Source organism: Sphingorhabdus rigui (assembly GCF_014196595.1).
GTDB lineage: Bacteria > Pseudomonadota > Alphaproteobacteria > Sphingomonadales > Sphingomonadaceae > Sphingorhabdus_B > Sphingorhabdus_B rigui.
Map to the genome: position 1 here is coordinate 374,845 of NZ_JACIEA010000001.1, position 14,730 is coordinate 389,574.

Sequence of the window (14,730 nt, forward strand, 5' to 3'; positions counted from 1 at the left end):
CGCACCACAGCAACAGCCATCTGCGCCGACGATCACCAGCATAGCGCCATCGTCTGGCACGACCGCTGGCGGTACGAGCGTTGTGATCACGGGAACAGACCTGACGGGTGCTACCGTGAACTTTGGTTCAACAGCAGCAACGTCGGTTGTCGTAAACAGCGCAACGCAAGTTACCGCGGTATCGCCAGCCGGTTCGGCGGGAGCCGCTGACGTTTCGGTGACCACGTCGGCGGGTACTGCAACATTGAGCAGTGCATTTACCTATGTCGCACCACAGCAACAGCCATCTGCGCCGACGATCACCAGCATAGCGCCATCGTCTGGCACGACCGCTGGCGGTACGAGCGTTGTGATCACGGGAACGGACCTGACGGGTGCTACCGTGAACTTTGGTTCAACAGCAGCAACGTCGGTTGTCGTAAACAGCGCAACACAAGTTACCGCGGTATCGCCAGCCGGTTCGGCGGGAGCGGTTGACGTTTCGGTGACCACTTCGGCAGGTACTGCAACATTGAGCAGTGCGTTTACCTATGTCGCACCACAACAACAGCAGGCGGCGCCGACAACGGCAAACCTCTCGGGCGTTGCTGTGGCATATAACACCGCGACCGCCATTGACTTGACCAGCTCGATCACGGGTTCGGCGACGGGCATTGCAGTGGCAACGGCCCCAGCACATGGCACGACCAGTGTTGCTGGCAACGTCGTCACCTACACGCCAACAGCGGGCTATTATGGTGCAGACAGCTTTACGTTTACCGCAACAGGTCCAGGCGGCACATCTGCACCTGCGACCGTGTCGTTGACCGTTGCAACGCCTGTAGCACCAGCAACCGCAGATCGTTCCGGCATTGCTGTTGCCTATGGCAGCACTGGCACTGCGGTTGACCTCTCAAGCTCCGTCTCCGGCATTGCATCGAGCATTGCAGTGGCAACGGCCCCTGCACATGGCACGACCAGCGTTACAGGTCTCGTCATCACCTACACACCAACAGCGGGCTATTATGGTGCAGACAGCTTTACGTTTACCGCAACAGGTCCAGGCGGCACATCTGCACCTGCGACCGTGTCGTTGACCGTTGCGACCCCGGCGGCACCTGTCGTTGCGGCCCGCTCGGGCGTGGCGGTAGCGTTCAACAGCAATGGCACTGCGGTTGACCTTTCAAGCTCAGTATCCGGCATTGCATCGAGCATTGCAGTGGCAACGGCCCCTGCACATGGCACGACCAGCGTTACAGGTCTCGTCATCACCTACACGCCAACAGCGGGCTATTATGGCGCAGACAGCTTTACGTTTACCGCAACAGGTCCGGGTGGCACATCTGCTCCTGCGACCGTGTCGTTGACCGTTGCGACCCCGGCGGCACCTGCCGTTGCGGCCCGCTCGGGCGTGGCGGTAGCGTTCAACAGCAATGGCACTGCGGTTGACCTTTCAAGCTCAGTATCCGGCATTGCATCGAGCATTGCAGTGGCAACGGCCCCTGCACATGGCACGACCAGTGTTGCTGGCAACGTCGTCACCTACACGCCAGCAGCGGGCTATTATGGTGCAGACAGCTTTACGTTTACCGCAACAGGTCCAGGCGGCACATCTGCCCCTGCAAGCGTTGCACTGACCGTTGCGACCCCAGCGGCACCTGTCGTTGCGGCCCGCTCGGGCGTGGCGGTAGCGTTCAACAGCCAAGGCACCCCGATTGATCTTTCGAGTTCAGTGTCGGGTGTTGCATCGAGCATCTCGATTGTTACCCCACCTGCACGCGGAACCACGCGGATCGCTGGCAACGTTGTGACCTACACACCTAATGCAGATACATTTGGTGCAGACAGCTTCGCCTATACTGCAACAGGTCCCGGCGGCACATCTGCACCTGCAACCGTGTCGTTGACCGTGGCGGGCTCTGCCCCGCGCGTACAACCACAAAGCGGCAGCACCAGCGATGGCCAGATGGTCAGCATTGAGTTGACCCGTGGCGCAGCCATTGGTCCGTTCACAGCAGCACAGGTCGTCAGCGTCAGCCCTGCGAATGCAGCGACGACCAGCATCACGTCAACGGGCGATGGTGCGGCCCGTCGTTACTTTGTCGAAGCCACACCTGCCGCCCGCTTTGGCGGAACGATCACCATCAACTACACACTGACCAACGCCTTTGGTGTTTCACCGGTGGGTGTGGTGACCTTGACTGTTGCAGCACGACCTGATCCGTCCAACGATCCCAAGGTCCGTGCTTTGACCGATGCGCAGGTGCAAGCCACACGCCAGTTCGGTCGCAGCCAGATCGCGAACTTCATGCGCCGCAACGAACAACTGCACAGCGGCCGTGCGCGGTTATCGCAGAACATCAGCGTCAACATTATCGATCCGACCCGCGAACGTCGTCCCGAAGACAGCATGGCCGCTGCGGCCATGCCAAAGCGTGACAGCGATAAGCCGGACGTAACCGAATCCCACTACGCAGCACCCGCCGCACCGGACGAGAAGCCAGCTGGCGTACTTGGTGCAATGTCGATGTGGGTCAGCGGTGCGATCGATATCGCAACGCGCGATGCCAGCAGCTTTGCACCAAAGCTGTCGGCTACCACGCAAGGCATTAGCGGCGGCGTAGACTTCCAGATCAGCAAGCGCACCGCGATTGGCTTTGGCGCAGGCTATGGCAATGTCAGCTCTCATATCAATGCCAAGACAGCCGAGCTTGATGCCACCAGCAACCTGGTTGCGGTCTATGGCAGCACCAAGCTGTTCGAGAACGGTTTTGTCGATGCGGTTGTTGGACGCGGGTTCCTGGACTACAAGACGCGCCGGCGCATCGATGACACGGAACTGACCGCGCTTGGCAGCCGGACTGGCACCATGAACCTGGCCGCCATCTCGTTCGGCTTCAACAAGCAGGTCGAAGACCTCGACTGGTCGTTCTACAGCAAGCTTGAATACATGGATGCAAAGCTTGCCGCCTATACCGAGACGAGCGGTGGATCACGCAATAACCTGCACCTGTCTGCACTGGACGACACATCGTACAGCGCAGGACTAGGGTTCCGTCTACAAAAGGCTTTTGCCACCGGCATCGGCATAGTCACGCCGCGCTTGCGCAGTGAGTTTGGTCGTGAATTTGGCAAGGCTAACGTGCAGTATGTCGACTATGCCGACATCGCTGGCACCACATCACGCGGCATTCAGGGACGCCTCAATGAACAAAATTTCTATCAGACCTCGATCGGCACGATGATCGACCTGAAGAGCGACTGGTCATTCGATCTGGAATATGCGCTGACGTACAACAGTGCGACATTGACCTCAGGCATCAAGGTGCAGTTGTCACGGCCTTTCTAAAACGCCGCACTCCACATAACATTATCCCGGCCCTGTATTGCAAAGACCCTCGGCTCACGAGCTGAGGTCGATGCGGTGCAGGGCCGGGTTGATTTTAGGGTATGTGTAAGTGTGAAGCAGACTCTGCCTCCGCCACAGATTGATTCATGTGCATCAGATGCGGTGAACCAAGGGTATAGCGCGCCTGCTGGATGCTATTTGTACGACCCGTTGCCTGAATAGTAATCAACTATAAAATAACATTTAACATCAATTCTAATGTGAATGTGACACAGATTTCACAATTGTGAGTTTGCATTACTCTATTTTGTTCTGCCATGCCGGTGCACAGCGGGGATTGGGGTATAATAGCCAAGCGGCATCATGCCCTCCCTGCATGACAAAGTTACAATGCATTCAGCGGGGAAAATATGCCATTGCGTTTCGTACAGGGGCCTTTCAGCCTTGTGATTTTAATTGCACTGGCCAGTTCAGGCTGTGCGCCTGTCCACATGCAGGGCGCGATGAAGAATGTTGGCCGAACCGCCGAAGCTGACAGCTTCGCTTCTGTCCGCAACAGCCCGCTGTCAGCCGCCGCCCATTATGCCACGGCTATGGGATTCCTAAGTGGGCCATCCGTCACGCGCGGCGACCTTGAAATGGCGTTAAGCGGTTTTCAAACCGCTGCCCGATTGGCGCCGGATCTTTGGGAGCCGCTCGCGGGGGCCGCATTAACATCATACCAGCTGGGCAATGTCCGCGAGGCGATGAACCAGATGGCGCAAGCGATTGAACGTCGCGGCGAAGCTGGGCCAATGGCTGTGCCCATGGCATTGCTGGCATATCGTGCGGGGGAACCGGAATTCGCCCGGGCTGCTTTGGAACGCGCAGACCGAACCGGTGACTTGGACATGGTTGGGTTAAACTTTCTGGATGCTGCGTTTGCAGGTACCGGCTGGCGTCCTGCGTCAACGTCTCCCTCGTCGTCCAGCGTTCCCATTATTCAGCAGGCTGACGCCGGTACGGGCAACGCAGCAGCCAGCGCTGCCGGTGACGACGGACCAGGCGTAGTCATCGAAGCTTATCTGATCCGAGAAACCCGCGGCTCATCGGGAAATCGTGGACTGAATCTGCTCGATGGGCTCTCTGTGCAGTTCGGCGGAACGTTACTCAATTACAGTTACGATTTGGCAGCGGACAGCGCTGATACGAAGACAGGCAACCTCAGTATCACCGCACCAGCCATCAATTATTCGCTTAATCTGGCGTCGAACAGCCAATCGCACGTCACGCTTGAAGCAAGCCCGGTTGTCCTTGCCCGCGAAGGCAAGAAGTCCAAATTTGCCGAAGGCGGATCCGTGCTAATCGTTCCCCTTTCGGACCGTAGCCAGCCAATCGAACGCGATGTCGGCGTAACATTGGAAGTCACACCACAGCGCATTGGTGCAACCGACGTCGATCTCGACGTCGTTTTGGAAATGTCGAACATTACAGGACAATCATCGGTGAATGTCGGGCGTGGGGCAAGCATCCTCGAGACGGACAAAACCCATGTCGAGGTGTCGGTCAAACTGCCTTATGGCAAGGCGATCGTGGTCGGATCGGGAGACTCGCTGAATCGGCGGAGCACGAACAGCCGTTCCATAACGCCGGTTGCGATACCGGGACTTTCGCGGCGGGGCCTGTCGGTTGACCGCCGTGAGGTGCTCGTCGTGCTTACAGCGCGTGCACCCAATAGCGATAACCGGGCGTCGCGTAGCCCTTCGGAATGGAGTCAAATATTGTTTGGCGCGACTTTGTCTTCGTCCAAGCAATACGGACGACGTCCCTCCGAAACGCCAGCGCCGTCGTTCCAAATGTTATTACCGTCCAAGTTAAATTGATACGTGATTGTAATGTCACCCGTTCGGTGCGCAAACAGACAATATCTGGACAAAAAAAGTGAATTAATGACGATTTGTCAGGGGAAATATTATGAAAAATAGAAAATTATTTAAAGTTCTTATGGGTTCTTTACTTATCGGATCTCCAGTAACCGCGTTTGCGCAGGACATTGGAGCGAACGCCAGTGCGTATGCCGATTATGAGGCCAGTGTCGACGACATGAATGCGTCTTATCAAAGCTATTTCGGGGTTACCAGTGCGACAGGCAGCGACGATGTGGTTTACAATATGTCGTTCAACAATGGTGGCAATCTCTACCAAGACAATGTGAACGTAGTTCCTAATCCAGTGAACTTCACCGGCAAGACTGCGGCGCAGAAAATCGGCTACGCAAGCGATTTATGTGCCTCACAAGTCGCGTATAATACGCTTAAGGCAAAAGGCGTTGCTTTGTCTGACGAACAGGAAGCCCGATATGAGCGCGTTCGGGACAAATTCTGTCTTTTGGTCAGCCGGGCGGCGAAGCTCCAGCAGCGGATTGAAAAGTTCAATGAAATTAAAGACAATGGAATAACCTTATTTCAACGCTACGCCCGGGCGACGCCGAGCTATGACGGGCATGACCGTACCATTCAAATGGGACTGCAGTTGCAATTTTACCCGTTCATCTCGGGTGTTTGCGGTTCACCAGACGGTGACCAGACAACGACGATCACGACAGAGCTAGATTATTGTAAAAAGAACATGAAGTCCGTTGCCTCCGGACTTGGCTCAAAGGGGCTCGACAAAAACAAGCTTGAAGAGCGCTTTGTCTATGCGTCATGGTTGCAATGGTCAGATGATGGTCGCCAACCACTCAACGTCGTCAAGCGGCTGCGTGAGATGAAGGGTTCAGATACCGGATCGTGCGGAAAAATTATCCCCATCAAAATCATTTATGGCGGGCATGTGACCGCGACGCTGTATCTTGGTGTTGACAGCATTGATGGCGATACGATCAAGCTCAAAGCCTGTGCAGTTTTCCATTATAGCGGCGACGACAAGACGGTTGGCTTGGGGACAATTTCGTTCACCGCGCCGTTCGGTTATCTTGGCCAGTTGGAAGCCATGCGCGACAAGGCCAAGGATAATGTCTCCGCCAAGGTTGAAAGCAAGATCGATGCACGGGTCAGCAACCTTTTGGGCGACAAGAGCAAAATGCAGAGCATGCTCTACACGATCGATAAAATGAAGACATTGATGGAAACGATTAAGCAGCAAGCTGCATAATCGGATTGCTGCTTCACGCGTTTGACGCCGCCATTGCACACATGGTGCCTCGGCGGCGTCAACGGGGCCAAATGTCCCCCCAATCCTTAAAGTGCGGGCTTATTTCGCCCGCGCGGCGATCCATTCATCGACCCGGCGTTCCAGAATGGACAAGGGTTGCGAACCCGACGCGATCAAAAGGTCGTGGAAACCCTTGATGTCGAATTTTGCGCCAAGCGCAGCCTCGGCCTTTTTGCGCTCCGCCATGATCTTGAGCATGCCGATTTTGTAGCCAGTGGCTTGCCCGGGCAATGTGATATAGCGGCGTACTTCGGAACGTGACCGTTCAATCGGCTGCCGTCCCGTCGTGTTCATATAGGTTACGGCTTGGTCCTCGGTCCAACCCAGCGCGTGGATGCCCGTGTCGGTGACGAGACGCGCTGCACGGAACAGCTCTGCATCGAGCCGCATGAAATCAGCCGCAATGTCCGGAAACGCATTCATTTCCTTGCACAATGCTTCGGCATATAGGCCCCAGCCTTCGCCGAACGCGACATAGCCAGTGACCGAACGAAATTTGGGCCCGCCTTGCTGCCGCACCTGAATGTCACCCTGGGTGTTGTGGCCGGGAACCGCTTCATGACACATGAGCGTGTACAGCGCCGCTGGATCGGGGGTCGTACCCACAAGATGCACATAGGTGCGGGCGGGGCGCTTGCCATCGGGGCTTGGTGCCGACGCGTGCGCGGCACCGCCGGCGACTTCGCTGAACGCAGGTTCGCGCACCACCTCAATGCCGAAAGCTGGCGTCATGCCGAAATAGGCGGGCAGCAGCGTGCGCGTTTTGGCGACAAAGGCATTTGCGGTGGCGAGATATTCGGCACGCGCGGCATCGTCAAAAGGCTTGGGCGGATATAGCTTGGCGCGTTCGGCATAAAAAGCGCTGCGGTCCTTGAACCCTGCCTTTTGTGCGAGGGCGTCTTGTTCTGCTTCAATGCGCGCCACTTCCTGAAGACCAATTTTGTGAATTTGGTCTGCGGTATAGTCCGTTGTCGTATTGAGCTTCAGTTCGTTGGCGTAATAGTCCGCACCGCCGGGAAGCGAAATGGCGCCAACGCGGCCGCTTGGCGCAGCTGGCAAGCTTGCCTTGCCCCATGCAATCACCCGGCCATAAGCAGGCTTCAGGTCAAGAATGGCCGCCCGCGCTTCGGCGAGCATGGCATCTGCATCGCCGCGCGAGATTTTGCCCGCGGTTACCAATGCTTCGGTCTTGGCCTGAACGTCTGCCCAAAGCGCCGAGTCGGGTCCGGCCGTGAATGGCGCGCCGCTGGTGAGCTTCTCGCTGCCGGAAATGACGGACTCGACCTGAAATTTCGGTGCGCGAATGCCAGCGCGTTCGCTCGCTTGCGTGCGCTCAATCGCCATGTCCAGCACCGCAGGCATGCCGCGCAAACGGGCGATGTAATTCTTGAGGTCCGTGACATCTGCGACCCCATGGGTGTTGACCAAAAAGTCTGCCAGCTGGCTGTGCACCGAATATAGACGCGAGTAGAAAGGCGGGCGGTAAATCCGGTTTGCTTCGCTCATGACAGCGCGGTCGGCTTCTAATGCCCAGATGTCGAAATTCACCTGTGCTTCGGGCGAAAGGTCGGCGCGGTTGAATGCCGCTTTCATGCGGGCGACGCTTGCCTGACGCCATTTAACCTGTTCTGCTGCCGCTTTGTCGCTGATATCATTCCAGCGGTCACCGCCGTCCTTGAGGCCAAGGCGCGTTGCCACTTGCGGCTGTTGCTTGAGATATTCGCTGAATTCCGCATCCAGAAATGCGGTTAGCCGCGCATCTTCGCTCGCCATACCGACCGACGTGGCGGGGGTTTGGGCATATACAGCAGTGGCTGGCAAAATCAGGTTGGCACAGACGGCTGCGACACCCATTTTCAAAATGCTTTTCATAAACTCTCCATCTATTTGCGGTGGACCGTATGCCTGTGCGCCAGTCATGTGAAGCGATTTTAATGGCACGAAACTATACCAGCGGTTAGTCGGCGCAGATGGATTCACATAACTGGCAGTTCTGGGTTGATCGCGGCGGGACATTTACCGATGTGATTGGCCGTTCGCCCGATGGCGCAATCGAAACCGTCAAGCTTTTGTCGGAAAACCCCGAACAGTATCGTGATGCCGCTATCGCTGCAGTTCGGATGATTACCGGCATATCCGATGGCCCGCTGCCGCCCGTTGAAATGCGGATTGGCACGACGGTCGCAACCAACGCGTTGCTTGAGCATAAGGGCGAGCCCACCTGCCTTGCCATTACGCGGGGTTTTGGCGACGCGCTGCGCATTGGGTATCAAGAGCGGCCCAAATTATTCGTGCGGCATATTGCGCTGCCCGAACCGTTGCATGGCAAAGTCATTGAGATTGACGAGCGGATCAATGCCAAGGGCGACGTGCTAACGCCGCTGGACGAAGATGCTGCGCGCACGGGCCTGCAAGCGGCGTATGATGCGGGATATCGCGCGCTCGCCATCGTCTTGATGCATGGATATTTGTATAGCCAGCATGAACAACGACTTGCGCAGATCGCGGCCGAAATCGGCTTTCCCCAAATTTCGGTTAGTCATGTCATTGCGCCCCTGATCAAACTGGTCGGGCGCGGCGATACGACGTTGGTCGATGCCTATTTGTCGCCTGTGTTGCGACAATATGTTGAGCAGTTGAAGGCTGATGCTGGCGGCAACATATCCGCATTGTTCATGCAATCCAATGGCGGCCTGACCAGCAGCGAAAGCTTCCGCGGCAAAGATGCTATCTTGTCTGGCCCCGCAGGCGGCATTGTCGGCATGGCGAAAACGGCGGCGCAGGCGGGCATTACCGATATCATCGGTTTTGACATGGGTGGCACGTCCACCGATGTGTCGCATTATGCCGGACATTATGAACGCGAAAGCGAAACAATGGTGGCAGGTGTGCGCATAAGAGCGCCGATGATGCGGATCCATACCGTTGCCGCGGGTGGTGGTTCAATCTGCATGTTTGACGGCGCGCGCTTTCAGGTTGGGCCACATTCGGCAGGCGCTGTCCCGGGTCCTGCCTGTTACCGGCGTGGTGGGCCGCTGACGGTGACGGATTGCAATGTCATGCTGGGCAAGATTGTCCCTGCGCATTTCCCGAACATATTTGGACCCGACGGCAACCAGCCGCTCGACGCCGACGTGGTGCGCGATAAATTTGAAGCGCTTGTTGTGGACGTTGCCGCCGCGACCGGAAAACAGATGTCCGCGGAGGAAATTGCCGAAGGTTTCGTGGCGATTGCGGTGGCGAACATGGCCAATGCGATCAAGAAAATCTCGATCGAACGCGGGCATGATGTCACGCGCTATACCTTGGCCTGCTTTGGCGGGGCAGGCGGGCAGCATGCCTGTCTGGTTGCGGATGCGCTTGGCATGGACCGGGTGATGATCCATCCGCTGGCGGGGGTACTGTCAGCTTATGGCATGGGCCTGGCGGATCGGCGGGCGATACGCGAGCGCACATTTGGCGGCGCGCTGGAACAGGCAACGCTTGGCCCGATTGTGCAAAGCCTTTCTGCCGAAGCGGAAGCGGAATTGCGCGCGCAGGGCGTTGATGGCGACATCCGCAGCGAAGCCACTGTGCACATTCGCTATGTGGGGACCGATAGCAGTATCGAGATAGCTTTTGGTGATGTGGCCGCGATGCAGGCGGCGTTTGAGGCACGGCACAGCAGCCAATTTGGTTTCGTCAGCGACAAAGCTTTGGTGGTCGAAATGGTTCGGGTGGAGGCCATTCATGCGAGTGCATTTGATGCCGATATCCACTTTGCGCGATCCGCCGGTTCCAATCTGCCAATCAGGAACGTCTCGTGCTTTATGGCCGGCGCGCATCATGATGCGCCATTATATGACCGCAGCGCTTTGTCCGCGGGATTTTCAGCAATGGGCCCAGCCATCATCATTGATCCGGTTTCGACGACGATTGTCGAGCCGGGCTGGAAGGTCGCGGTTGATGCCATCGGCAATTTGATGTTGTCGCGATCAACGGCGCGCACGGCGGGCGGCGTGGTCGGAACAGAAGTCGACCCCGTCCGCTTGGAAATCATGGGTGGCCTGTTCATGGCCATTGCCGAGGAAATGGGCGCGGCACTTCAACACAGCGCCTCATCAGTGAACATCCGCGAGCGGCTGGATTTTTCCTGTGCGCTGTTTGATGCCCGTGGGAATCTGGTTGCCAATGCGCCGCATATGCCCGTGCATTTGGGTTCAATGGGTGAAAGCGTGCGGACCATATTGTCACGGCGTGGCGATAAAGCCGATGGCCGTGGTATCTGCGCCGGAGATGTTTACGCATTGAACGCGCCCTATGACGGCGGCACCCATTTGCCCGACATAACCGTGATCATGCCCGTCTTTGTGGCAGACGATGATGGATCGCCCACCTATTTCGTTGCCGCACGTGGGCACCATGCGGATATTGGCGGGATTACCCCGGGCTCTATGCCACCCAACAGTCGGTCGGTGAACGAAGAAGGCGTTTTGATCGACAATATGCTGATCGTCGAAAGCGGTCAGTTCCGGGATATGGAGGTCCGCAATCTGCTGGCATCCGGCACATGGCCATCGCGCAATATTGAACAAAATATTGCGGATTTGAAAGCGCAAATTGCCGCCTGTACAAAGGGCGCATCAGAACTTGTGCGCATCAGTAATGATTATGGTGCCGATGTGGTGTGTGCCTATATGCATCATGTGCAGGACCATGCCGAAGAAGCGGTGCGGCGTTTGATCTTGCGCCTTTCCGATGGCCATTTCCGTTATGCGATGGACAATGATGCCGTGGTTGAAGTGCGGGTGTCGGTGGACCATCAGGCCCGCACGGCGACAATTGATTTCACCGGAACGTCGGCGCAATTGCCCGACAATTTCAACGCCCCTGTTTCCGTGGTGCGCGCCGCGGTGCTGTATGTTGTGCGCACGTTGATTGATGACAATATTCCGATGAACGAAGGATGCCTGAAGCCGATCACCATAATCGCACCCGAAGGCACATTGGTGCACCCGCATTATCCGGCTGCGGTGGTTGCAGGGAATGTTGAGACCAGCCAAGTTATTACCGACGCGGTGTTCGGCGCGCTTGGCGTGATGGCGGGCGCGCAGGGGACGATGAACAATTTCACGTTCGGCAATGCGACATATCAATATTATGAAACGATAGCTGGCGGCTCTGGTGCTGGGCCCGACTTTGACGGTGCCTCAGTCGTGCAGACGCATATGACCAACAGCCGTCTGACCGATCCCGAAATATTGGAAACGCGCTTTCCGGTTCTGCTTGAGGAATTCTCCGTACGCGCAGGTTCCGGTGGTCGCGGATCGCATCATGGGGGCGATGGCGCAGTGCGCCGCGTCCGTTTCCTTGAGCCAATGACGGCTGGCATATTGTCGAACCGACGCAAAGTGCCGCCTTTTGGTTTGGCGGGCGGTGAACATGGCATGCGCGGCATCAATCGCGTCCAGCGCGCCGATGGCAGTGTGGAAATTTTCGGGGCAACCGCGACCGTTGAAATGGATGTCGGCGATGTTTTTGAAATCGAAACGCCGGGCGGCGGTGGATATGGCAAGGCGCAGGCAAAGGGGGACATAGACTGATGTGGGTGTTGCTGGGGATCGCCGTCATTGTGATTGGCTTTATGCTGCGGTTCAACCCGTTGCTGGTCATTATCGCATCCGCAGCCGTAACGGGCATTGCGGCGGGCTTGGACGTGCACGCGATAATCTCGGCATTTGGCAAAGCCTTTAATGACGCGCGATATGTGTCCATTGTTTGGATTGTGTTGCCCGTCATTGGAATGCTTGAGGCATTCGGCCTTCAGGCGCGCGCGCGCGGGCTGATTTCTGGTCTGAAAGGCGCAACGACGGGGCGGCTATTGGCGGGCTATCTTTTGATGCGTCAGGCGACGGCGGCGGTGGGATTAACATCAGTCGCGGGTCATCCGCAAACCGTGCGCCCGCTGGTCGCGCCAATGGCAGAGGCGGCAGCTGAAAAGCAGGCAGGCACTTTGCACGACAAGCAACGGGAGGAAGTCAAAGCCTTCTCCGCCGCCACGGACAATATCGGCCTGTTTTTCGGCGAGGATATTTTCCTCGCCATCGGTTCGATATTGCTCATGAAGGGATTGCTCGAACAATATGGCATTATCTTGGAACCGTTCGAGCTTTCGGTCTGGGCGATCCCGACCGCGATTGCGGCGTTTGTGATACATGGCTTCAGGCTCTGGCTGCTTGACCGCCGTTTAAATGCCCAAGCCGCATCTGTGACCGCAAAGGACAAAGCGGCATGATTACGCTGACATGGGTCTATGTAATAGCCGGCGTCGCGTTTGCGGCGTTCGCGATGTTCAACCTCATCGACAAAGCCAATCCGCGGCGCTTTGGCAATGCCGCCTTTTGGGGGCTGATGGCCGTGAGCATGTGGGCAGGCGATCTGCTGGGTGATTTCGGCAATGGGCTGCTTGTGCTCGCTTTGGTGGCGATTGCTGGCTTCGGCGGGCTGGGCAAGACAAAGGCGGACGAAGTTCCGGAGGCGACCAAAAATCAGCGCGCGGCAAAATATGGTAACGGCCTGTTTGCAATCGCGCTGGTCATTCCCGCGACCGCGCTTGCGGGCACATTTCTATTCAAGCAGTTCCCCGCATATTTCGATGTAAAGCAAGTGACGCTGATCTCATTGGCTCTGGGCGTATTGCTTGCGCTTGCGGTGGGGCATGCGTGGTTACGGGCGGCGCCTGCATTGCCGCTGTCGCAGGGGCGGCGCTTGATGGATTCGGTCGGTTGGGCGGCGATATTGCCGCAAATGCTTGCAAGCCTTGGCGCCGTGTTCGCGTTGGCGGGCGTAGGCGATGTGGTGGGCGGAGTGATCCAGCAAGCCATTCCCGCAGGCAGTCTTGTCGGTGCGGTCATTGCGTTCGGTGTGGGGATGGCGTTGTTCACCATGATCATGGGCAATGCCTTTGCCGCATTTCCGGTGATGGTCGCGGCGATTGGTATGCCATTGCTTATCAAGCAATATCATGGCGACCCAGCGATCATCTGCGCCATTGGTATGCTGGCCGGATTTTGCGGGACGCTGATGACGCCGATGGCTGCAAACTTCAACTTGGTGCCGGCGGCTTTGCTGGAACTAAAAGACGAAAATGCGGTCGTCAAAATGCAAATCGCAACGGCTGTGCCGCTGCTGATTGTCAACATTGCACTCATTTATTTTCTGGCGTTCCGATGACCCATTTAACACCCGCAATCGCGTCACAATTTGCGCGCACCACGCTCAGCCATTTGGGGAAACCATATCCCTATAAAATGGATCTCGTACTGAACGGGCCTGAGGATGCGCGCGTCCCGTCTGCGTTCCACCCTATCTTCCACGGTAGCTTTGACTGGCACAGTTGCGTTCATGGCTGGTGGCAAATCATGCGCCTTGCGCGCTTGTTTCCGGATATGCCCGAAACGGCTGCCATTTACGCACGCGCCAACGAAATGCTGGTGCCTGAAAAAGTTGCGGGTGAGCGTGCCTTTCTTGACCGGCCAATGTCTGCAGGTTTTGAACGTCCTTATGGTTGGGCGTGGCTGCTGGCATTGCATGCGGAGCTCGAACGCCATGATGGCCCTTGGGCGAGGGCGCTGGAACCGCTTGCGTTTGCCTTTGCGGAGCGATTCCACGCGTTTCTGCCAAAGCTGACTTATCCCTTACGCGTTGGTACGCATTTCAACATTTCGTTTGCGCTGGTGCTCGCTGGTGAATGGGCCGAAGATCGCGATCCCGTCTTGTCAGACCTTATCGCGGCGAAAGCGAAAGGCTGGTTTTCGGGCGACCGAAATTGTCAGGCATGGGAACCGGGCGGTGACGAGTTTTTGTCATCCGCATTGACCGAAGCGCTGTTGATGAGCCGGGTCTTATCAAAGGCGGAGTTTCAGACATGGTTTGACGCGTTCCTCCCCGAAGCCGTTGTGGGCCGTCCAGAGAGCCTGTTTACCCCTGCCATTGTTTCGGACCGCAGCGACGGGAAGATCGCGCATCTCGACGGATTGAATTTAAGCCGCGCGTGGTGCTGGCGCGCGATTGTCGCGCGGCTGGGTCCGCAGCACCCCGTTTCGTCCGTGGCCGAACGAACCGCGCTTGAACATCTTGGTGCCAGCCTGCCGCATGTCACCGGTGACTATATGGGCGAACACTGGCTCGCGACATTTGCGCTGCTCGCTATTCAGCCGCGCGAGACATGA

The 14,730-nt window shown here is 57.1% G+C and carries 8 protein-coding genes; 7 read left to right on the plus strand and 1 reads right to left on the minus strand.

Going from position 1 to position 14,730, the window contains the following annotated elements; genetic code table 11:
• From GGR91_RS01865 to GGR91_RS01875, 3 genes are all read left to right on the plus strand, one after another.
• On the plus strand, positions 1-3,328 hold a 3,328-nt coding region (locus GGR91_RS01865; RefSeq protein ID WP_183939496.1), incomplete at its 5' end, for an Ig-like domain-containing protein.
• Between the two features lie 410 nt (positions 3,329-3,738).
• Positions 3,739-5,190: a hypothetical protein gene (locus GGR91_RS01870; protein WP_183939498.1), complete on the plus strand. Its 1,452-nt coding sequence runs from the start codon at positions 3,739-3,741 to the stop codon at positions 5,188-5,190.
• A 91-nt stretch (positions 5,191-5,281) separates the two neighbouring features.
• On the plus strand, positions 5,282-6,460 hold the full coding sequence (locus GGR91_RS01875) for a hypothetical protein (RefSeq protein WP_183939500.1): 1,179 nt from the start codon (positions 5,282-5,284) through the stop codon (positions 6,458-6,460).
• A gap of 99 nt (positions 6,461-6,559) precedes the next feature.
• On the opposite strand, the gene GGR91_RS01880 is transcribed toward GGR91_RS01875, so the two are convergent.
• Positions 6,560-8,392 (minus strand): DUF885 domain-containing protein, encoded by a 1,833-nt coding sequence (locus GGR91_RS01880; protein ID WP_246337009.1) that lies wholly within the window; start codon positions 8,390-8,392, stop codon positions 6,560-6,562.
• Positions 8,393-8,490: 98 nt separating this feature from the next.
• Here GGR91_RS01880 and GGR91_RS01885 point away from each other — a divergent pair, with 98 nt between their 5' ends.
• Genes GGR91_RS01885 through GGR91_RS01900 form a run of 4 tightly spaced genes read left to right on the plus strand, consistent with a single transcriptional unit; the run spans position 8,491 to position 14,730 of the window.
• Positions 8,491-12,102 carry a hydantoinase B/oxoprolinase family protein gene (locus GGR91_RS01885; protein ID WP_183939502.1) on the plus strand — a complete coding sequence of 1,204 codons (3,612 nt, stop codon included), beginning with the start codon at positions 8,491-8,493 and terminating at the stop codon, positions 12,100-12,102.
• Entirely contained in the window at positions 12,102-12,794 is a 693-nt protein-coding gene (locus GGR91_RS01890; protein ID WP_183939504.1) for a DUF969 domain-containing protein, read from the plus strand. The genes GGR91_RS01885 and GGR91_RS01890 overlap by 1 nt, the downstream gene beginning before the upstream one ends.
• Positions 12,791-13,732 carry a DUF979 domain-containing protein gene (locus GGR91_RS01895; RefSeq protein WP_183939507.1) on the plus strand — a complete coding sequence of 314 codons (942 nt, stop codon included), beginning with the start codon at positions 12,791-12,793 and terminating at the stop codon, positions 13,730-13,732. The genes GGR91_RS01890 and GGR91_RS01895 overlap by 4 nt, the downstream gene beginning before the upstream one ends.
• Positions 13,729-14,730, plus strand: a complete 1,002-nt coding sequence (locus GGR91_RS01900) for a DUF2891 domain-containing protein (RefSeq protein WP_183939509.1) — start codon at positions 13,729-13,731, stop codon at positions 14,728-14,730. Before GGR91_RS01895 ends, GGR91_RS01900 begins: the two co-directional genes overlap by 4 nt.